Raw genomic sequence first — 16505 nt, forward strand, 5'->3', positions numbered from 1 at the left:
ACCAACCGTGAGCTGTTTCCCCAGCCCCGGTCAGCCGACGTGACGGTGCGCGCGACGCGCCTGCCAGCGGTCGTCCTCGTGGGTCACCAGGAGCGGCATCCCGAACGTCGCCGACAGGACGCTGTCGGTCAGCACGTGCTCGATCGGGCCGGCCGCCATGACCTTGCCTGCCTTGAGCACCAGCGCGTGGGTGAAGCCCGGCGGGATCTCCTCGACGTGGTGGCTGACGAGGACCGTGGCGGGCGACGACTCGTCGTACGCCAGGACGGCGAGGGTGGAGACCAGATCCTCACGGCCGCCGAGGTCGAGACCGGCGGCCGGCTCGTCGAGGAGCAGCAGCTCGGGGTCGGTCATCAGCGCACGGGCGATCTGGACCCGCTTGCGCTCGCCCTCGCTGAGCGTGCCGAAGGTGCGGTCTGCGAAGCCGTTGCACCCGAGCTCGCTGAGCAGCGCCTCCGCCTGCGCGTGGTCGAGGTCGTCGTACTCCTCGCGCCAGCGACCCACGACGCCGTACGCCGCGGAGACGACGAGGTCGCGCACGATCTCGTCGCGCGGGATCCGCTCCGCGAGGACAGCGCTGGTCAGGCCGATGCGCGGACGCAGGTCGAAGACGTCGACCGCGCCCAGGACCTCGCCGAGGATGCCCGCGACGCCGGACGTCGGGTGCATCTGCGCCGACGCCACCGCCATGAGCGTGGTCTTGCCGGCTCCGTTGGGGCCGAGGACGACCCAGCGTTCGCCCTCCCGGACGGTCCAGTTCACGGCGTCCAGCAGCAGGGCCTGGCCCCGGCGGACGGTCACATCGGCGAACTCGATCACGGCGGACATGTGGTCGACCCTATACAGCGCCTACCCTCGTCCGACGTGACCCTCTCCGACGCCGCCGTGTTCTCGTGGTGGTGGAGCGCCTGGCGGCGCGGCGACTGCTCGCTCGACGACGCGGTCGACGCCCTCGACGGCTTCCACCAGTTCCTCGGCCTGCCCGGGTACGACGAGCCGGTCGGCCCGATCTTCGCCTTCGCCGCGTTGCGGGATCTCGGCGCGACCGCAGCCGGGCTCGCGCTGCCCGATGACGGCGACCCCCTCGGACTGGGTGGTCCCGCGGCCTTCAACCGCGCCGCGGTCGACGCGCGCGAGGCAGTCGTCCTCGACGGCGCCGGAGTCGGCCTCGTCCCGCACCGTGCCGGCCACGGCGTGACCTGGACCCTCCTGCCCGCCGACCGGCGCCAGCTGCCCGACCTGGGCGAGGCCGACCGCGGGCTCCGGCTCGCGCTCGCCCAGACCGCCCACGCATTCGACGGTCGCAACCTCGGCCACGACCATCCCGACCTCGCGGACGCCCTCATGGACCTGCGCCGGCGTGACCCCCTCGACGCCCCACCCGGTACGCCGGCCGCGTGCGTCGACCTCGCGGCCCGCGGACTCCAGGCGTTCGGGCTGACGATGCTGGCCGAGCTCGACGAGCTGCGTCCGCTCGCAGCCGCCGCGCGACGGGCCCTGGTCGCCGCGTGTTCGCCCAGCGTGTGGCCGCCCGCCCGCTGATCGCGGCACCTCCCCGGCGCAGCGGAGCGATAACCTTCCGCCGTCATGACTGATGCCACCACTGCTGCCGACACCCTGCTGATCACGCTCACCGGCGACGACCGCCCGGGCGTGACGTCGACCGTCTTCGAGGCACTTGCGGCTGCGGGTGTGGAGGTCGTGGACCTCGAGCAGATCGTGCTCCGCGGACGTCTCGTCCTCGGCGTACTCGTGACGGCGCCGCGCGACGCGCGCAAGCTGCGGGCCTCGCTGGAGACCACGGCTGCCGACCTCGGCATGCTGCTCTCCATCGAGCGCGGCACGGGCGACAACGCCTCGCGTGCGGACGGCCGCAGCCTGGTGACGTTGATCGGCGGACCGCTGAAGGCATCGGCCGTCGCCGGTATCTCCGGCCGGATCGCCGACCTCGGCGCGAACATCGACCGGATCCAGCGGATGGCGCGCTACCCCGTCACCGCGATCGAGCTGCAGGTCTCCGGTGTGCCCACCGACGTGCTGCGCACCGAGCTGGTCAAGGAGTCGCGCAAGCGTGGCGTCGACGTCGCCGTGCAGGAGGCGTCGCTGCTCCGCCGTGGCGCCCGGCTGATCGTCATGGACGTCGACTCGACGCTCGTGCAGGGCGAGGTCATCGAGATGCTCGCTGCCCACGCGGGCTGCGAGGCCGAGGTCGCCCGGGTCACCGAGGCCGCGATGCGCGGCGAGCTCGACTTCGAGCAGTCGCTCCGCGAGCGCGTCGCCCTCCTCGAGGGCCTCGACGCCTCCGCCCTCGACAAGGTCTACGACGAGGTCCAGCTCAACCCCGGCGCGCGCACCATGGTCCGCACGCTCAAGCGCCTGGGTTACCGCTTCGCGATGGTCTCCGGCGGGTTCTCGGCCGTCACGGACCGGATCGCCGCCGACCTCGGTTTCGACTTCGCCCGCGCCAACGACCTCGAGATCGTCGACGGCAAGCTGACCGGTCGCGTCATCGGCGCGGTCGTGGACCGGGCCGCCAAGGCCTCCTCGCTCCGCGAGTTCGCCGCCGAGCTCGGCATCGACGAGAAGTCCGTCATCGCGATCGGTGACGGCGCCAACGACCTCGACATGCTGAACGCCGCCGGCCTGGGCATCGCCTACAACGCCAAGCCGGTCGTGCAGGCGGCCGCCGACACGGCGGTCAACGTGCCGTACCTCGACACGATCATGTATCTCCTCGGCATCAGCCGCGAGGAGATCGTCGCCGCGGACGCGGCAGCGGGCTTCGTGACGCCCGAGCCGCTCGTCTGAGCTGGCCGCGAACGGTCAGCGGCCGGGCCGGACCGCCGTCAGCAGGCCGTAGCCCTCGGTGACCCGCGCCCACTCGACGTCGAACTCGAGCACGGCGACCGAGGCCGGCGGGAAGCCGATCATCAGCGACTCGGTGAGCGTCGGGTCGCCGGTGCCGTCGGACAGCACCTGGGCGAGGAAGTGGATCGTCGGGTTGTGCCCGAGCACGAGCAGCGTGGCTGCGTCGGGATCCGCGAACCGGATCAGGTCGAGGGCGGTGTCCGGCCCCGCGGCGTACAGCCCGTCGTCGTACGTCGGAGCCAGTTGCCAGCCTGCGGCGGCCGCGAGCGCCGCCCAGGTCTGGCGGGTGCGGGTGGCCCCGGAGACCAGCGCGGTGTCGGGCACGACGCCCTGGTCGCGCAGCCACCCGCCGAGCACGCCGGCCATCTCCGTCCCGGCCGGCGTGAGCTCGCGCTCGACGTCGGACGGCGCCCAACTCGCGGCTTCGGCGTGACGGACCAGGACCAGCGTGCGCTTCACGAGCGGGTCACTCGTCGTCTTCGAGACGGAAGCCGATCTTGAGCGAGACCTGGAAGTGGTCGACCACGCCGTCGATGACGTGACCACGGACCTGGGTGACCTCGAACCAGTCGACGTGGCGCAGCGTCTTGCTGGCGCGCTCGACGCCGTTGCGGATGGCCTGGTCGATGCCGTCCGGGGACGTGCCGACGAGCTCGGAGATGCGGTACGTGCGGCTGGACATGGTGGCCTCCCACGGGTCGGTGCTGGACATCACGAACGGCCGGTCGACCGTCGACCCGGCCAGCCTATCGACGTGGGCTGCGACGTAGGCTGGAGGCATGTCCGAACCGGTCAGGATCACCTCGGCGCCGATCTCGCCAGCGGACGAGATGAAGGGCCGGATGCGTCGCTATGTCATCGCGATGACGATCCGGACGGTCTGCTTCATCCTCGCGGTCGTCTTCCGCGACACGTGGGCGATGTGGGTCTTCCTCGTGGGCGCCGTCTTCCTGCCGTACGTCGCGGTGGTGATGGCGAACGCCGTCAACCGGCGCGACGACGCTCCCCTTGCGACCGTGATGGACTCGCGCCACATCCTCGAGCCGTGAGCGCCGGGATTCACTGGGATACTTGCCGCCTCATGGACACACACGACCCTGCGCTGACCTGCTCGTCCAAGGGCTGCACCGCCGACGCCGTCTGGGCGCTCCGCTGGAACAACCCGAAGATCCACACCTCCGACCGCCGCAAGGCGTGGCTGGCGTGCGCCGAGCACCTGGCGTCGCTCACCGACTTCCTCACGGCGCGCAACTTCCTGCGCGAGACCGAGGCGATCGCCGACTTCGTCCCCGACGAGGGCCCGCAGGCCTGATCCGGCGTCAGCCGCCGATCGCGCTCATCGGCCGGTCCGGTTGGAGGAACGTCGGGTCGTCGATGCCGTGGCCCGCGCGCTTGCCGCGCAGTGCCGCCACCCAGCGCCCGGCGATCTCCTCGTCGGACGCGCCTGCGCGCAGCGGCGTACGGAGGTCGGATTCCTCGCGGGCGAAGAGGCAGTTGCGGATCTGGCCGTCCGCGGTCAGGCGCACCCGGTCGCAGTCACCGCAGAACGGGCGCGTGACGCTGGCGATGACGCCGACCGTGCCCGGGCCGCCGTCGACCGTCCAGAGCTCGGCGGGAGCGCTGCCCCGCGGCTCGCTGGCCGGGTCGAGCCGGAACGACGCCTGCAGGCTGGCCAGGATCTCGTCGGCCGTCACCATCTCGTCGCGCTGCCAGCCGTGCTGTGCGTCCAGCGGCATCTGCTCGATGAAGCGGAGCGCGTAGCCGCGCGCGAGGCACCAGTCGAGCAGCTCGGGAGCCTGGTCGTCGTTGACACCGCGCAGCAGGACCGCGTTGACCTTCACCGGTCCGAGCCCTGCATCCGCAGCCGCCTTGAGGCCCGCCACGACGTCGTGGAAGCGGTCGCGGCGGGTGATCGTCGCGAACGTCTCCGGCCGGATCGTGTCGAGGCTGACGTTGACCCGGCTCAGGCCGGCGTCGGCCAGCGTCTGCGCCGTGCGGGCCAGCCCGAGGCCGTTGGTGGTCAGGCTCACCTCAGGTCCGAACGCGGCGCTGCGTCGCACGATGTCGACCAGGCCGCGGCGCACCAGCGGCTCGCCGCCGGTGAAGCGGACCTCGCGGATCCCGAGCTGCTCGACACCGATCCGGACCAGGTGCACGACCTCGTCATCGGTCAGCTGCGTCTCGTCGGGCGCCCAGTCGAGCCCCTCGGCCGGCATGCAGTACGAGCAGCGGAGGTTGCAGCGATCGGTCAACGAGACGCGCAGGTCCGTGGCCACACGGCCGAAGCGGTCCTGGAGCAGCTGCATGGCTCCATGGTAGGTCCCGCTACCCTTCGGCCGTGCGTTCGCTGTCGTTCCTGATCAGTCGCCGATGGATCTCCTTCGCCCTGGTCGTCGCCCTTCTCGCCTACTTCGCCTGGTGGCTGGGCGAGTGGCAGTTCCACCGCCTCGAGGACCGCAAGGAGCGCAACGCCGTCACGGAGACCAACCTCCACGGCACGCCCGCCTCGTTGCGCGAGGTGTACTCGACCGACACGGATCTCCCCGCCTCGTCGGAGTGGAAGCGCGTCACCGCCACCGGCACGTACGACGCCGCCCACACGTTGCAGATCCGCTACCGGACCTTCGAGGGCAACGGAGGTGTCGAGGTCGTCGTACCCCTCACCACTTCCACCGGCACGGTGCTCCTCGTCGACCGCGGCTGGCTGCAGACGGAGAAGGCCACCGCGCCGGCCGCTGCCGTACCGGCGCCGCCCACGGGGCAGGTCATCGTGACCGGCTGGGCCCGCGCGGACGCGACCGAGTCCAACGCCGTCGACACGGCGGACGGGGTGCTCTCGACCCGGGCGATCTCGAGCCAGACCTACGACAAGGCCACCGGGCTGACGGCGTTCCGGGGTTGGCTGCAGCTGGATTCCGAGTCCCCCGCCGCGACCGCGAAGCCGACGCTGCGTCCGGGTGACCTCCCCGACCTCGGCAACGGACCGCACTTCTTCTACGGCCTGCAGTGGTGGTTCTTCGGCATCCTCGCCGTCTTCGGCTTCGGCTACCTGGCGTTCGACGAGTGGGCGATGCTCACCGGCCGCCGGCTCCCCCGCGACCAGCGGGTCTCGAAGCGTTCCGACCGCTCGAAGTGAGCTCAGAGTGAGCGCAGCGCTCCGCCGTCGACGGGGAGCATGACGCCGGTCAGGTACGACGCCGCAGGGCTGAGCAGGAAGGCCGCCGCGCGGCCGAACTCCTCGGGCTCGCCGTAGCGCCCGAGCGGGATCGTCGCGGTCGCCCGCGCACGCGCCGCCTCGGGGTCGCCGCCGAGCGCGTCGAGCTCCTTGAGCCGGTCGGTCGCGATCCGGCCCGGCAGCAGGCCGTTGACCCGGATGCCGCGCGGGCCGACCTCGTCAGCGAGGTTCTTGGCCACCATCGCCAGACCGGGGCGCAGGCCGTTGCTGATGGTGAGGCCGGTGATCGGCGACTTCACCGAGCTGCTCAGCACGAACGCGATCGCTCCGCAGGCGGGCAGGGCCGCCGCGAGCTCGCGCCCCAGGCGCACGGCGCCGAGGAACACGCTGTGGAACGCGTTGGTCCACTGCTCGTCGGTGCTGCTCGCGACGGTGCCCGGCGCAGGGCCGCCGACACTCACGAGCGCGCCGTCGAGCCGGCCGAACGTGTCCAGGGCGGTCCGCACCAGCAGTCCGGGCACCTTCGGATCGGCGTTGTCAGCGACGACGCCGACGGCGTTCTCCTCGCCGAGCTCGGCGACCGCGTGGTCGAGGCTCTCCCGGCTGCGGCCGCTGAGCACGACCCGCGCGCCCTCGGCGACGAGCTGGTCAGCGGTGGCGCGGCCCAGGCCGCGGGCTCCCCCGGTGACGATGAAGACGCGGTCGGCGAGCTGGAGATCCATGGCAAGGAGCCTAGGGCGTGTCTGACAAACCGTCTCCGTCGCGAGCGGTGTCCGGTGCGTGGGCTGGCAAGGCGGAGGAGGGAGCCGTGGCGGAGCCACGGCGACTGACGACAACGCAGCCAGGGCACGTGCAGGGCGACGCGTAGCAGGCGCAGGGTTTGTCAGACACGCCCTCGACGGCGCCCCGCACGTCGAAAGAAGGACGGCGCGTCGCCGGGAGTCGGCCGACCCGGGACGGTTACATGGAACGACGGAGGTGCCTGATGGGCGAGCACGAACACGAGTGGCACCTGGCGGCCGTCGACTTCGAGGACGCGATGGTCGTCAGGGAGTACGCCTGCGCGGGCTGCCCCGAGGTGCGGATCGGCGACTAGAAGAGCTGCCCGCGGAACGTCTTGTGCTGCGCGGCCTGCGCCAGCGGTCGTACGACGAGCCGGTCGATGTTGACGTGGGGCGGCAGCTGCACCGCGAAGGCGATGCACGCCGCGACGTCGTCCGCGACGAGCGGCCGGTCCACGTCGGCGTACACGCTGTCGGCGCGGGCACTGTCGCCGCCGAAGCGGTTGAGCGAGAACTCCTCGGTCTGCACCATGCCGGGCGCGATCTCGACGACGCGGATCGGTTCGCCGTTGAGCTCGAGGCGGAGCGTCTCGGTCATGGCGGCCTGCGCGTGCTTGGCGGCGCTGTAGCCACCGCCGCCCTCGTAGTTGATGTGCCCGGCCGTCGAGGTCAGGTTGACGATCGTCGCGTGCGGCCGACGGCGCAGCGCCGGGAGCAGCGCCTGCGTGACGCGCAGGGTGCCGAGGACGTTGACGTCGTACATCCGCTGCCAGTCGTCGGTGCTGCCGCCCGCGACGGAGTCGAGCCCGACGGCGCCTCCGGCGTTGTTGACGAGGACATCGAGGTCCCCGACGGCCTCGGCCAGAGCCGCCACCGAGGCGTCGTCGGTGACGTCGAGCGCAACGGCCCGGGCACCGATCTCCTCCGCGAGCGCCTCGAGCCGGTCGAGGCGGCGCGCCGCGACCACGACGTCCAGGCCATCGGCGGCGAGGCGGCGGGCGGTGGCAGCACCGATGCCGCTGCTGGCACCGGTCACGAGTGCGGTCGTCATGACCGCAACCTAGCGGGCAGCCGGTTGGTCACTGGTGGACGAAGGTGAGCATGGCGACCCACAACGCGATCGCGCCGCTGGCGATGAAGCAGCCGAACGGCACGACGGACGCACCGCGCACCGTGTCGCGGTCCTTCGGCTCCTCCTGGCGCTCGGCGAAGACGATCATCGCGACGCCCGTCGCGAAGAACGCGAGCGGCATCACGACATAGAGCACGAGGTGGTTCGAGCCCTGCCCGACGGCCTCCTGCAGGATCAGGAGCGCTTCGAACGCCACGAGGGCGAGGGAGACCAGCAGGAACGTCCCGGTGTGGCGCGGCATGACCGGAAGCATGCCAGCCAGACGGCATGATTCCCGTCATGTCCCCGTGGTTGCTCGTCGCCGTCGTCGCGGTGACGGGTCTCCTGGTCTTCGTGTGGAGCTCCCGGGTCGCCGGGGGCGCGCTCCTCCTCGGTGCCGTCGTGGTCGCCATCGGCGCGAGTGGTGTCTCCACCGACCTGCCTTCCTCGCCCGTCGGCGGGCACCCCTCCGCCTCGACGAAGGGCGACGCACCCTGGGTGCTGCGGGTGACCCTCGACGCCTCGGCGCCCCGGTCGCTGCCCGACCAGCTGACGAAGCGGTGGGTCGACGTACCGAGCGTGGGGTCGGCGCACCCGGATGCGCAGGGCCGGATCGTCGTACGCGGCGAGCCGGGGTCCAACGTCGTCGAGATGAACGCCGTGAAGGTCGCGCTCGGCGCGATGCCGCACGTGGAGTCGGTCGAGCGGATCCGCTGACTTTCGGCGCTCCTGTCGGATCGGGGTGCCGCCGGACGTGGTGTGGGTGGAGGCTGTCCATCGGGGACGGCCCGACCGAGGAGGACCACCATGCAGTTCCTGATCTCCGTCATCGACGACGGCGCCGGCCGCGCCACCGCGACCGAGGACGCCGCGATCGACGCCTTCAACACCAAGCTCCAGCAGTCCGGCCAGTGGGTCTTCGCGGGCGGACTCGGGGCGCCGGGACCGGCCAGCGTGATCGACAACCGCGGCGACTCCCCGATCGTCACGGACGGTCCGTTCGTGGAGTCGAAGGAGTACCTCGCGGGTTTCTGGATCATCACCGCTGACTCGCACGACGAGGCCGTCGCGCTGGCGACGGAAGCGTCGAAGGCATGTCACCGCAAGATCGAGGTGCGTCCGTTCCTCTGAGGCGGACGTCAGCTGCGGGCGATCGCGGCCATCCCGTCGCGCGCGAGCGTGAGGCGGCCGTGATCCAGGTGCACGTCCACGTGCTCGCCAGCCTCGAAGAGGTCGGCGAACGTGCTTCCGCCGCCCAGCTGCGCCACGTCCGTGGAGACGAGCATGCGACGGACGATGAAGCCGCTGTCGTCCCACGCGATGCGGAAGTTCATCTCGTTGACCGTGTCGTCGAGGCGGATGTCATCGCCCACGAAGCGGAACGACGCGCCTCCAGGCGGGTCCGTCGCGAAGCCCGTCATCGACACAACGTGCCACTCACGCAAGGCCAGCCGGAGCGGAGCGGCCGGGCGGAACGCGAGGAAGGCTGCGATCAATCCGGCGATGACCAGGCCGGGGATCCAGATCCGCTTCGGCATCGTCGCCGACCTCAACCCCGGCGGCGCTTCTTCGGCGCGAAGGCGCCGGCCAGCGCGGCCTGCGGCACACCCGGGGTCGCCAGGCCGGCGGCGTACCGGTAGATGACGGCGCGGGCGTACGTCGAGATCGCGGTGAAGACGGTGACGACGGCGATGAACGCGCTGACCGCCGCGACGATCAGGACCACGCCAGCGGTGGTGAACACGACCGAGCCGGAGAAGGCCATCACGATGCCGACGATGAACGCCGCCGTCAGGCCGAAGGAGACGAGGACCTGCAGCAGACCGAAGCGGAGCGTCGTGCGCAGGCTGGTCCCCCATGTGTCGCGCAGGAGCTGAGACGAGCGCTTCACGGCTGCTACCGGACCGAGGCCCTCGGCCACGACGACGGGCACCACGAGGAACGACACGATCGCCCAGGCCAGACCACCGAGGAATCCGAAGAACTTGCCGAGGAACCCGAGGCGCTCCTCGAGCGCGCGCATGGCGAGACCGACCGTCGTCGTGAGCAACGCCCACCCGAGGATCGGACCGCGCAGGCGCCACGCGGCCGCCAGCACGCCGCCGATCGTCGGCTGCTCGCCCTCGGCACGCTGGTTGGCGCCGATGATCAGCGCGGCCTGGAAGTAGATCGCGACGACCGAGGCTGCGAACGCCGCCAGCGCGCCGCCGAGGTAGCCACCGATGTCGTCCGTGCCGCCGACGCTGCGGCCGAGGAGGAACCCCGGCACGAAGAGGATCACGGCCGCGATCAGCGACGCGATCGCGGAGATGACCGGGATCCAGAGGAGCTGCTTGTCGACCTTGAGCATCGACCAGCTGGCCGCGAGGATCTCGCGGCCCGTCGCCTTCGTGGGCGGCAACGCGGGCGGCTGCATGCCGGGGTTGTCGATCGTCATGGATGCTCCTGGTGCGACAGCGGGTCCGACCGGGCAACGCTATCCGTGCAGGCGGCGCGCCGCAGGGATTACCTGCAGTCAGCGGGCGGTGATCCGCCAGTCCTGCTCGGAGGTGTCCGTTCCGTGCTGCCAGAGGTGGCGGGCATCCCGTGTGTAGGTGAAGTCGACCCGGTCCACGTAAGCAGTGCCGGGCTTCGACGCCACCAGCTTCATCACGATCTGGTCATGGTCTGTCTCTGCAGCGAGCACCAGGCGCTGCTCGTCATGGACCGGATCGAGACGGCTGCACATGCGCCCCAGTTGGTCACCGCCTCGAGTGCTGCCAGCTCCCACCGCGACGCTGGTGCGGCAGACCCAGAACGTCGCCGTGGCAGCCGCCGTGTTGGATGCGAAGTGCGCCCTCACGCCGTGAAGAGTGACTGTCTGTCGTGAGCCATGCATCGCGCCCGCCACACCCATCCAGTAGGACTCGTTGACCGGCTGGGGTGCGTAGTCGAAGTTCCCCAGCGCACTGGTATCACGCAGGACCGTCGGATGGGTCCAGGTCCAGCCACCCCACGACAGCCCGGCGGCCAGCGCCACCACGACCGCAATCCAGATGCCCCGCCTCACGGACGGTACTTCTCGGGCCGCGGCGTCGGCATGGGCGGCGGCGCGACGGCGTTGCCGCGGCCTTCCATCGCCCCGAAGACGCCGAGCAACACGCGTAGCGCCCGGGCGAGCACCCTGCCCGTGACGGAGATGGCAGCCCCGGCTGTGGTCGCGGCGGTGCGGCGTTCGGTCATGTGGTGAGTCTTGCCGAACGCGGCAGCCGTGTCCCCGTTTCCGGCTGGGAGCGCCGGACGGGGTCGTCGAAAATCCAGCGCACGCAGCACCCGCCGCGTCCTACGCTCCGGGCATGGACCTGGCTGACGTCGAGTGCACGATGCTCGCGGAGTACGCCGAAGCCGGCATGCCGTCCTGGCCATCACCCCGTCGGATCGGCGACGTGCCGGCGGACGACGAGTACTCGCGCGTCACGGACCCCGAGCGGTACGCCGTCGTGCACGCGCGCGCCGCGGCCTGGGCATCCGCGCTCGCGGGGCTGCCCGACGTCTCGGTGTCACGTGACGGCGACCTCCTACGGGTCTCCTCCTCACGCGCCCGCACGGCTCCGCTGCACCTTGCTCTGCGCACCGTCCTGGCCACGGATGACGCCGGGCCGATCGCGTTCCTCGACGTCGCGCTGGGCGATCCGGGGCACCTGCTCGCGACCTGGCCGGACTGCGGATGCGATGCCTGCGACTGCGGATCGGACGACCTCCTGGAGGCCGTCGACGACGCGATCAGGTCTGCGATCGGCGGCCCGGTCGTGATCCTCACCGGCCCCACGTGGGAAGCCCGGTGGTCGACCTGGCAGAGCGGCACCTCGGGCCTCGACGCTCCCCCGTTCGACGATCTGATGGAGACCTGCCGGCTGCTCGCGGACGGCTCTGCACCGGCACTTCCCGACGACGCCGAGGCGTTCGTCAGCCAGAGCTGGCTGGACGAGCAGTGATGTCGCGGCAGACTGGCACCGTGCTCCGTCGTACGCCGCGTCCGCTGCCGCGCTGGGTGATTCGTGCGCTTCCCTGGGTCTACCTCGCCGGCGGCGTGGCCCTCGTGCCGTGGGCGCTCTACCTGGCGCTCACGCTGCCCGCGAACTACGCGACGGATCACTACCGCGGCACCTGGGTCATCTTCGACGTCGGTCTCGCGGTAGCGCTGGCCTCGGTCGGCTGGTGTGCGTTCCGCCGCAGCCCCACGATCATCATCGCGCTCGCCGTCGCGGCGACCCTGCTCTTCACGGACGCGTGGTTCGACGTCTCCAGCGCACGTGGGGACGACCACCGCCAGGCGCTGCTCTCGGCGCTGCTGCTGGAGATCCCGGGCGGCCTGGTCTGCCTCCGGCTCGCGCACCGCGCGTTGTATCGCGTGCTCGCCGCCGGCGGGCTGGTGGATCTCGACATCGTCGCCGACGAGCAGGCAGCGGCCGAGAACGACTGCTAGAGAACGATCCGCGCGGATGTGACGCGCGGACACTCCATGGGTGGAACCATCCACACGAGGAGGACAGATGCGGAGCAGGTACGACGACGCGTCGTGGCGGCCGATCGGCCACACCGTGCACGACGCCTCACCGGCTGTGCCGGACCTGACGGACATGGAGAAGGACGCGCTCTGGGAGCGCATCGCCACGACTCCTCACGTCGCCAGCCGGTCGCGCAGGTCCTGGCGCACGGTCGTCGCCGCTCTCGTCGCGACCTCGGCGATCGGCGTTGCCGGGGTGGCCACGGCCGCGGTCTTCAGCGCCCACACCGGCAAGGGCCCGGTGGACGCGGAAGACGTCGAGCTCGGCGGCCCGGGCGAGCGCCTCGACCCCTCGGCCCCCGATTTCGCTCAGGTGCTGGACGAGATCAGCCGCGACATCCGCTTCCCGTCGGCAGCCACGCGCCAGAAGGCCCTCGACTGGGAGGCCGCCGACTTCCCGTATGACTCAGGTCCCGTGGTGTCGACGGGTGCGCTGCGACTGTGGATCGCCGGCCACGCCGTGTGTGCGTGGACGAACGACTGGGCCGTCGCGCTCCGCGCGGGTGACGCAACTGGGGTTGAGGAGGCGGCGTCGGTCCTCCGGTCCGCGCGGACGTGGCCCGCCATCACCGACACCGATCCGGAGATGGCTCACCAGTCGGAGGCCGCCTGGCTCCCCGACCTCGAAAGGGCCGTCGCAGACGGCAAGCCGCGGGCCGCGCGCGCCGCCCTCTTCGGCAACCAGACCTGCATGCCCGGGCTCGCCCCGGAGCTCGGCATGGGACGCGCCCAGTGACGACGGGTGCGACCCGCTCCGACCTCGAGGAGCTCTACCGGTCGTACGCCGACGAGCTGCACGCCTTCCTCTGGCGCCGTGCCGGCCAGACGGGTGCCGATCTGCTCGGAGACGTGTTCGTGGTCGCCCTGCAGCGGCTGAACGACCTGCCCGCGCCCCACCTCCGGCGGGCGTGGCTCTATGGCACGGCGCGCCGGCTGCTGCTGGCGCAGGGACGCGCGGCCGGTCGGCGTACGCGTGCCGAGGTGGAGCGCAGCCGCCTGCACGACCCGCTGTCGGGCTCCGCCGAGGAAGGCAGTGCGCGGGCGGCAGCCGTGCGCATGGCGCTCGCTTCGCTGCGCGAGATCGACCGCGAGCTGATCCGCCTCACGGAGTGGGAGCAGTTGCCGGTGACCGAGGCCGCCGTGGTGCTCGGGCTCCGCCCCGGGACGGCGCGGATGCGGCTCCTGCGTGCACGACGCGCCCTGGCCGGGCACGACGCCCTGGTGGCCCTGCTGCCCCCGACAAGCGCCTCGGCCGACACCCTTGAGGTGCCGAAACCGCAGTGCGCTCTCTGAGCACCACGGCTACGGTCACGCCATGCCCACGTACGACGACCTCACCCGACGTGGTCGAGGCCACGTACCGGGCGATGATCGCGGCGTTCATCGAGCTGGAGCTGGTCGAGCACAGCCGCTGATCGTCACGCGTTGCCGGGCACCCAGTTCAGCCAGATCACCCCGCCAGCAGCCGCTGCCACGAGGAACGGCGTCGGTGACCATCGGGACCGGACGAACATCAGCACCAGGCCGACGAGGCCTGCCGCGACGCACGGCAGCGTGAGCAGCAACTGGCCGGTGTAGAGCCAGCGGCCTGACTGCGCAACGTTCCCCGAGCAGGTGTCGTCGCAGCGGAAGACGAAGAGGAACAGCGACGTCATCAACCACAGGCCCATCGCCAGGAGCCCGAGCGCGGTAAGTCCGACCCTCGCCGCCATCGGCCGCGCCTGCTCAGTCACGACGGGCCATCTGGATGCCGCGAGCGACCGCGCGAGCGTCGTTGTTCATGCCTGCGACTCTAGGGAGGCCTGGGGCTCGGCGGCGCGGAATTCGTGGCTCGGGTCCACGGCAGATCTCCTCCCTTCGACTCTCGCTAGGCCGGTGCTTCGGGAGCGAGACCGTCCCGTCTGTCCCGGTTGCACGATTGCCCAATCCACAAGAGCATCACTCGCATGTCGAACGCAGTCCTCACCATGACCCGCGGACACCTGACTCGATGGCTCGCCATCAACAGCGGCCTCGTCGTCTTCTGGACCTGGTTCGTGCTGACCGAGTCGCACGCCGTCGTTCAGGTCCTCGGATTCGTCTTCGGACTGCTTGCCATGCGAAGCCTGGCTGGCACCGTCGTCGCGTTCTTCCGCCCTCCGACCCTGGAACTCAGCGACGCTGGCCTGGCTGTCACCACGATCATTCGCACGCAGATCCATCCCTGGGCCGAGTGCTCCGACTTCCGGCCTGTGCAGCGTCTGTTCGGCGGTCACGTCCGGTTTCAGACCGGCCAGCGCCGGCGATCACTTCCGGCCGGCTTCGGCGCGGGCGGACGACAGTTGACGGCCGCACAGCTTGCGGAAGCCTTCGAGGAAGCGCGGGCGGCGTACGTGCCTCCGCACGAAGCTCGGTGACGGCCTCACCTCCGGGCTGAACCGTCTGCGCGTTCGCGGAACCGTTCCAGCGCGCGACGACAGCCGATCAGGATCCGACGCGGACCGCAGCCCACCAGACCTTGCCCGCGGTCGCGAGCCGCATCCTGGATCGCCAGGTCAGAGCCTCCAGGCCCTCCCTGTCGACATCCACCAGGACGACGTGCAGGAACCGGTGTCCCTCGACCATCTTCTGGAGCGATGCCGGCAACGCGCCGAGGGCCAGGCTCGCCCGCCGTCCCGGAGCAACTTCGATCACCAGCGTGGCGTCGGACCCCGCTACCTCCAGCCTCAGCGTCTCCGGCATCACGCCGACCCCCAGGACGGCTCCCGCAGGGCCTTCGGGCACCGGCTTCAGCCCGATGGCTTCAGCCCACGCTGCCCGTGAGGCTCCGCCGGCGAGCAGACGGAGCGCCTGAGCGTCGACGGCGATCAGCACACCAGACCGCTCCACGTCGTACAGGCGGTCGACGACGAACGACTCCGTCCCGATGCTGCCGTGGCACCGCTGGACCGGCGAGTTGGCCGCGTAGTGGAGGTCCAGCTGGCCGTCAGGGCCGGTGCGCCAGCGAGACCGCGACTCGAGCTCGACCGGGAAGGCAAACCGTGGCGGATGGCTCAGGCTGTCCTCGGGCACGAGCGGCCAGCAATCGAGCCGGTGCAGCAGGTCCGTAGCTGCGGCATCGAGGACCGCCACGAAGAGGCTCTCCAGCGCAGCGTCATCGAGGTTGAAGCGCCACTTCGCATTGAGGTCGAGGGCTGTCAGGCCCGGGTCACGAACGCAGTCGAGCCACGTGCTGTAGCCGATCGCCAGCCGCACCTTCTCGGCGCTGACTCCTGCGAGGCTCGGGAAGACCGCGCGATCCTCATGTGTGGTGAACCCGACGCCGACGTCGAAGTCGAGGTCATGCCTGCCGATGCCGCCACGGCCGCTCACCTCGATCACCGCGACACCCTTGTCCGTGACCACACGGAACGTGCCGTGACTCCGTCGAAAGCCGTGCTTCCGCAGCGTCGGAGCCACGACGTCGCGCACGAACACGGCCAGCGGTTTCACGGACGCGAGCATCGCACGCGCCGCGGTGCTCGGGAGCGGATATCGGGCAGGCTCGGACTCAAGGCTCCGACAGTGTCAGGTCGATGCCCGTCACTCGGCCGTGGCCGTCGCTCATGAGCACGAGCTCGAAGTCAGAGGCACACGTCCTCCACGCCTCGACGGGCCGTAGCACGATCACGCTGCCTCGCGGCGGCGGTCCCTCACGCGGCGGGGCGCACAGGATCGGCGCGACGTCCGGGGCGTAGGTCAGGCCAACGTTGTTGATCCGGGCGTTCTTGATCGGGCCAAAGAGATCGACCGGGCAGACCGCCGCGGCGTAGGTCGACTGTCCGTGCGGGCACGCGGCGTTCAGTGTGCGCGGTCCGCTCGGGCCTGTCGGCAACGTCGCGGTGCCCACGCGGGCACCACCGATGCGCAGCTCGATCTCGCCTGTGTGGGGCACCGAATCCCTGGTGCCACCCACGTAGGCGACGACGTCGTGTGCCAGGCGGACGAGGTCAGCGCTGACTGCTCCGGAACCGTCGGACACCAGACCGGCGCTCCCCTGATCCG

27 protein-coding genes are annotated in these 16505 nt (G+C 71.0%); 13 read left to right on the forward strand and 14 right to left on the reverse strand.

What is annotated here, in order from left to right; all coding sequences use genetic code 11:
- Nucleotides 1-30: 30 nt before the first annotated feature.
- Nucleotides 31-828 carry an ABC transporter ATP-binding protein gene (locus tag EPD65_RS01460; RefSeq protein ID WP_131581254.1) on the reverse strand — a complete coding sequence of 266 codons (798 nt, stop codon included), beginning with the start codon at nucleotides 826-828 and terminating at the stop codon, nucleotides 31-33.
- Nucleotides 829-864: 36 nt separating this feature from the next.
- Between EPD65_RS01460 and EPD65_RS01465 the strand changes: the two genes are divergently transcribed.
- Both EPD65_RS01465 and serB read left to right on the forward strand, forming a co-directional pair.
- Nucleotides 865-1542: a hypothetical protein gene (locus EPD65_RS01465; RefSeq protein WP_131581256.1), complete on the forward strand. Its 678-nt coding sequence runs from the start codon at nucleotides 865-867 to the stop codon at nucleotides 1540-1542.
- A gap of 45 nt (nucleotides 1543-1587) precedes the next feature.
- The gene (gene serB, locus EPD65_RS01470) at nucleotides 1588-2808 is read left to right on the forward strand and encodes a phosphoserine phosphatase SerB (protein WP_131581258.1); all 1221 of its coding nucleotides are present in this window, start codon (nucleotides 1588-1590) and stop codon (nucleotides 2806-2808) included.
- A gap of 15 nt (nucleotides 2809-2823) precedes the next feature.
- On the opposite strand, the gene EPD65_RS01475 is transcribed toward serB, so the two are convergent.
- Both EPD65_RS01475 and EPD65_RS01480 read right to left on the reverse strand, forming a co-directional pair.
- Entirely contained in the window at nucleotides 2824-3327 is a 504-nt protein-coding gene (locus tag EPD65_RS01475; protein ID WP_131581260.1) for a SixA phosphatase family protein, read from the reverse strand.
- 7 nt (nucleotides 3328-3334) lie between these two features.
- Nucleotides 3335-3649, reverse strand: a complete 315-nt coding sequence (locus EPD65_RS01480; protein WP_243640383.1) for a dodecin — start codon at nucleotides 3647-3649, stop codon at nucleotides 3335-3337.
- Between EPD65_RS01480 and EPD65_RS01485 the strand changes: the two genes are divergently transcribed.
- Nucleotides 3648-3917, forward strand: a complete 270-nt coding sequence (locus tag EPD65_RS01485; protein ID WP_131581264.1) for a DUF3099 domain-containing protein — start codon at nucleotides 3648-3650, stop codon at nucleotides 3915-3917. The genes EPD65_RS01480 and EPD65_RS01485 overlap by 2 nt on opposite strands.
- A gap of 32 nt (nucleotides 3918-3949) precedes the next feature.
- On the forward strand, nucleotides 3950-4180 hold the full coding sequence (locus EPD65_RS01490) for a hypothetical protein (RefSeq protein ID WP_131581596.1): 231 nt from the start codon (nucleotides 3950-3952) through the stop codon (nucleotides 4178-4180).
- A 7-nt stretch (nucleotides 4181-4187) separates the two neighbouring features.
- Here the strand turns inward: EPD65_RS01490 and moaA are convergent, their stop codons facing one another.
- A complete protein-coding gene (gene moaA, locus EPD65_RS01495; RefSeq protein ID WP_207891375.1) occupies nucleotides 4188-5174 on the reverse strand; it encodes a GTP 3',8-cyclase MoaA in 987 nt (328 codons plus the stop codon).
- 32 nt (nucleotides 5175-5206) lie between these two features.
- On the opposite strand from moaA, the gene EPD65_RS01500 reads away from it, so the two are divergent.
- Nucleotides 5207-6004 carry an SURF1 family cytochrome oxidase biogenesis protein gene (locus EPD65_RS01500; protein WP_131581266.1) on the forward strand — a complete coding sequence of 266 codons (798 nt, stop codon included), beginning with the start codon at nucleotides 5207-5209 and terminating at the stop codon, nucleotides 6002-6004.
- A 2-nt stretch (nucleotides 6005-6006) separates the two neighbouring features.
- Here the strand turns inward: EPD65_RS01500 and EPD65_RS01505 are convergent, their stop codons facing one another.
- The 3 genes from EPD65_RS01505 to EPD65_RS01515 form a co-directional block, all read right to left on the reverse strand.
- Nucleotides 6007-6765 (reverse strand): SDR family oxidoreductase, encoded by a 759-nt coding sequence (locus tag EPD65_RS01505; RefSeq protein WP_131581267.1) that lies wholly within the window; start codon nucleotides 6763-6765, stop codon nucleotides 6007-6009.
- Nucleotides 6766-7135: 370 nt separating this feature from the next.
- Entirely contained in the window at nucleotides 7136-7876 is a 741-nt protein-coding gene (locus EPD65_RS01510; protein ID WP_131581269.1) for an SDR family oxidoreductase, read from the reverse strand.
- A 28-nt stretch (nucleotides 7877-7904) separates the two neighbouring features.
- Entirely contained in the window at nucleotides 7905-8198 is a 294-nt protein-coding gene (locus EPD65_RS01515) for a hypothetical protein (protein ID WP_131581271.1), read from the reverse strand.
- Between the two features lie 38 nt (nucleotides 8199-8236).
- On the opposite strand from EPD65_RS01515, the gene EPD65_RS01520 reads away from it, so the two are divergent.
- Both EPD65_RS01520 and EPD65_RS01525 read left to right on the forward strand, forming a co-directional pair.
- On the forward strand, nucleotides 8237-8653 hold the full coding sequence (locus EPD65_RS01520) for a hypothetical protein (RefSeq protein ID WP_131581273.1): 417 nt from the start codon (nucleotides 8237-8239) through the stop codon (nucleotides 8651-8653).
- A 90-nt stretch (nucleotides 8654-8743) separates the two neighbouring features.
- Nucleotides 8744-9067, forward strand: coding sequence for a YciI family protein (locus EPD65_RS01525; protein WP_131581275.1), 324 nt, complete (start codon nucleotides 8744-8746; stop codon nucleotides 9065-9067).
- Between the two features lie 8 nt (nucleotides 9068-9075).
- Here EPD65_RS01525 and EPD65_RS01530 read toward each other — a convergent pair whose 3' ends face one another.
- The 4 genes from EPD65_RS01530 to EPD65_RS16135 form a co-directional block, all read right to left on the reverse strand.
- Nucleotides 9076-9474 (reverse strand): hypothetical protein, encoded by a 399-nt coding sequence (locus tag EPD65_RS01530; RefSeq protein WP_131581277.1) that lies wholly within the window; start codon nucleotides 9472-9474, stop codon nucleotides 9076-9078.
- An 11-nt stretch (nucleotides 9475-9485) separates the two neighbouring features.
- Complete coding sequence (locus EPD65_RS01535) at nucleotides 9486-10373, reverse strand: DUF6159 family protein (RefSeq protein WP_131581279.1); 888 nt, start codon at nucleotides 10371-10373, stop codon at nucleotides 9486-9488.
- Between the two features lie 78 nt (nucleotides 10374-10451).
- A complete protein-coding gene (locus tag EPD65_RS01540; protein ID WP_131581281.1) occupies nucleotides 10452-10958 on the reverse strand; it encodes a hypothetical protein in 507 nt (168 codons plus the stop codon).
- A 23-nt stretch (nucleotides 10959-10981) separates the two neighbouring features.
- A complete protein-coding gene (locus tag EPD65_RS16135; RefSeq protein ID WP_165872843.1) occupies nucleotides 10982-11158 on the reverse strand; it encodes a hypothetical protein in 177 nt (58 codons plus the stop codon).
- A gap of 113 nt (nucleotides 11159-11271) precedes the next feature.
- Here EPD65_RS16135 and EPD65_RS01545 point away from each other — a divergent pair, with 113 nt between their 5' ends.
- The 5 genes from EPD65_RS01545 (at nucleotide 11272) to EPD65_RS16630 (ending at nucleotide 13897) form a co-directional block, all read left to right on the forward strand.
- A complete protein-coding gene (locus EPD65_RS01545; protein WP_131581283.1) occupies nucleotides 11272-11910 on the forward strand; it encodes a DUF6226 family protein in 639 nt (212 codons plus the stop codon).
- Entirely contained in the window at nucleotides 11910-12401 is a 492-nt protein-coding gene (locus EPD65_RS01550) for a hypothetical protein (protein WP_131581285.1), read from the forward strand. The genes EPD65_RS01545 and EPD65_RS01550 overlap by 1 nt, the downstream gene beginning before the upstream one ends.
- Nucleotides 12402-12468: 67 nt before the next feature.
- Nucleotides 12469-13218, forward strand: coding sequence for a hypothetical protein (locus tag EPD65_RS16140; RefSeq protein ID WP_165872844.1), 750 nt, complete (start codon nucleotides 12469-12471; stop codon nucleotides 13216-13218).
- Complete coding sequence (locus tag EPD65_RS01555; protein ID WP_165872845.1) at nucleotides 13215-13775, forward strand: RNA polymerase sigma factor; 561 nt, start codon at nucleotides 13215-13217, stop codon at nucleotides 13773-13775. The genes EPD65_RS16140 and EPD65_RS01555 overlap by 4 nt, the downstream gene beginning before the upstream one ends.
- The gene (locus EPD65_RS16630; protein WP_279387546.1) at nucleotides 13763-13897 is read left to right on the forward strand and encodes a hypothetical protein; all 135 of its coding nucleotides are present in this window, start codon (nucleotides 13763-13765) and stop codon (nucleotides 13895-13897) included. The genes EPD65_RS01555 and EPD65_RS16630 overlap by 13 nt, the downstream gene beginning before the upstream one ends.
- Before the next feature lie 3 nt (nucleotides 13898-13900).
- Here EPD65_RS16630 and EPD65_RS01565 read toward each other — a convergent pair whose 3' ends face one another.
- Nucleotides 13901-14215: a hypothetical protein gene (locus EPD65_RS01565; protein ID WP_131581289.1), complete on the reverse strand. Its 315-nt coding sequence runs from the start codon at nucleotides 14213-14215 to the stop codon at nucleotides 13901-13903.
- A gap of 213 nt (nucleotides 14216-14428) precedes the next feature.
- Here EPD65_RS01565 and EPD65_RS01570 point away from each other — a divergent pair, with 213 nt between their 5' ends.
- Nucleotides 14429-14878, forward strand: coding sequence for a hypothetical protein (locus tag EPD65_RS01570; protein WP_131581291.1), 450 nt, complete (start codon nucleotides 14429-14431; stop codon nucleotides 14876-14878).
- 67 nt (nucleotides 14879-14945) lie between these two features.
- Here the strand turns inward: EPD65_RS01570 and EPD65_RS01575 are convergent, their stop codons facing one another.
- Complete coding sequence (locus EPD65_RS01575) at nucleotides 14946-15953, reverse strand: hypothetical protein (RefSeq protein ID WP_131581293.1); 1008 nt, start codon at nucleotides 15951-15953, stop codon at nucleotides 14946-14948.
- Nucleotides 15954-16011: 58 nt separating this feature from the next.
- Nucleotides 16012-16482, reverse strand: coding sequence for a hypothetical protein (locus tag EPD65_RS01580; RefSeq protein WP_131581295.1), 471 nt, complete (start codon nucleotides 16480-16482; stop codon nucleotides 16012-16014).
- Nucleotides 16483-16505: the final 23 nt, after the last annotated feature.

It is taken from the genome of Nocardioides jejuensis (assembly GCF_004337475.1).
GTDB classification, from domain to species: Bacteria; Actinomycetota; Actinomycetes; order Propionibacteriales; family Nocardioidaceae; genus Nocardioides; species Nocardioides jejuensis.

Excerpts from the sequence above, each read along its gene's own strand:
- EPD65_RS01550 (WP_131581285.1), top strand. The coding sequence starts at position 11,910 with ATGTCGCGGCAGACTGGCACCGTGCTCCGTCGTACGCCGCGTCCGCTG.
- EPD65_RS01480 (WP_243640383.1), bottom strand. The coding sequence starts at position 3,649 with ATGCCTCCAGCCTACGTCGCAGCCCACGTCGATAGGCTGGCCGGGTCG.
- moaA (WP_207891375.1), bottom strand. The coding sequence starts at position 5,174 with ATGCAGCTGCTCCAGGACCGCTTCGGCCGTGTGGCCACGGACCTGCGC.
- EPD65_RS16140 (WP_165872844.1), top strand. The coding sequence starts at position 12,469 with ATGCGGAGCAGGTACGACGACGCGTCGTGGCGGCCGATCGGCCACACC.
- EPD65_RS01510 (WP_131581269.1), bottom strand. The coding sequence starts at position 7,876 with ATGACGACCGCACTCGTGACCGGTGCCAGCAGCGGCATCGGTGCTGCC.
- EPD65_RS01520 (WP_131581273.1), top strand. The coding sequence starts at position 8,237 with ATGTCCCCGTGGTTGCTCGTCGCCGTCGTCGCGGTGACGGGTCTCCTG.
- EPD65_RS01485 (WP_131581264.1), top strand. The coding sequence starts at position 3,648 with ATGTCCGAACCGGTCAGGATCACCTCGGCGCCGATCTCGCCAGCGGAC.
- EPD65_RS01530 (WP_131581277.1), bottom strand. The coding sequence starts at position 9,474 with ATGCCGAAGCGGATCTGGATCCCCGGCCTGGTCATCGCCGGATTGATC.
- EPD65_RS01570 (WP_131581291.1), top strand. The coding sequence starts at position 14,429 with ATGTCGAACGCAGTCCTCACCATGACCCGCGGACACCTGACTCGATGG.
- EPD65_RS01490 (WP_131581596.1), top strand. The coding sequence starts at position 3,950 with ATGGACACACACGACCCTGCGCTGACCTGCTCGTCCAAGGGCTGCACC.
- EPD65_RS01460 (WP_131581254.1), bottom strand. The coding sequence starts at position 828 with ATGTCCGCCGTGATCGAGTTCGCCGATGTGACCGTCCGCCGGGGCCAG.
- EPD65_RS01525 (WP_131581275.1), top strand. The coding sequence starts at position 8,744 with ATGCAGTTCCTGATCTCCGTCATCGACGACGGCGCCGGCCGCGCCACC.
- EPD65_RS01535 (WP_131581279.1), bottom strand. The coding sequence starts at position 10,373 with ATGACGATCGACAACCCCGGCATGCAGCCGCCCGCGTTGCCGCCCACG.
- EPD65_RS01545 (WP_131581283.1), top strand. The coding sequence starts at position 11,272 with ATGGACCTGGCTGACGTCGAGTGCACGATGCTCGCGGAGTACGCCGAA.
- EPD65_RS01515 (WP_131581271.1), bottom strand. The coding sequence starts at position 8,198 with ATGCCGCGCCACACCGGGACGTTCCTGCTGGTCTCCCTCGCCCTCGTG.
- serB (WP_131581258.1), top strand. The coding sequence starts at position 1,588 with ATGACTGATGCCACCACTGCTGCCGACACCCTGCTGATCACGCTCACC.
- EPD65_RS16135 (WP_165872843.1), bottom strand. The coding sequence starts at position 11,158 with ATGACCGAACGCCGCACCGCCGCGACCACAGCCGGGGCTGCCATCTCC.
- EPD65_RS01505 (WP_131581267.1), bottom strand. The coding sequence starts at position 6,765 with ATGGATCTCCAGCTCGCCGACCGCGTCTTCATCGTCACCGGGGGAGCC.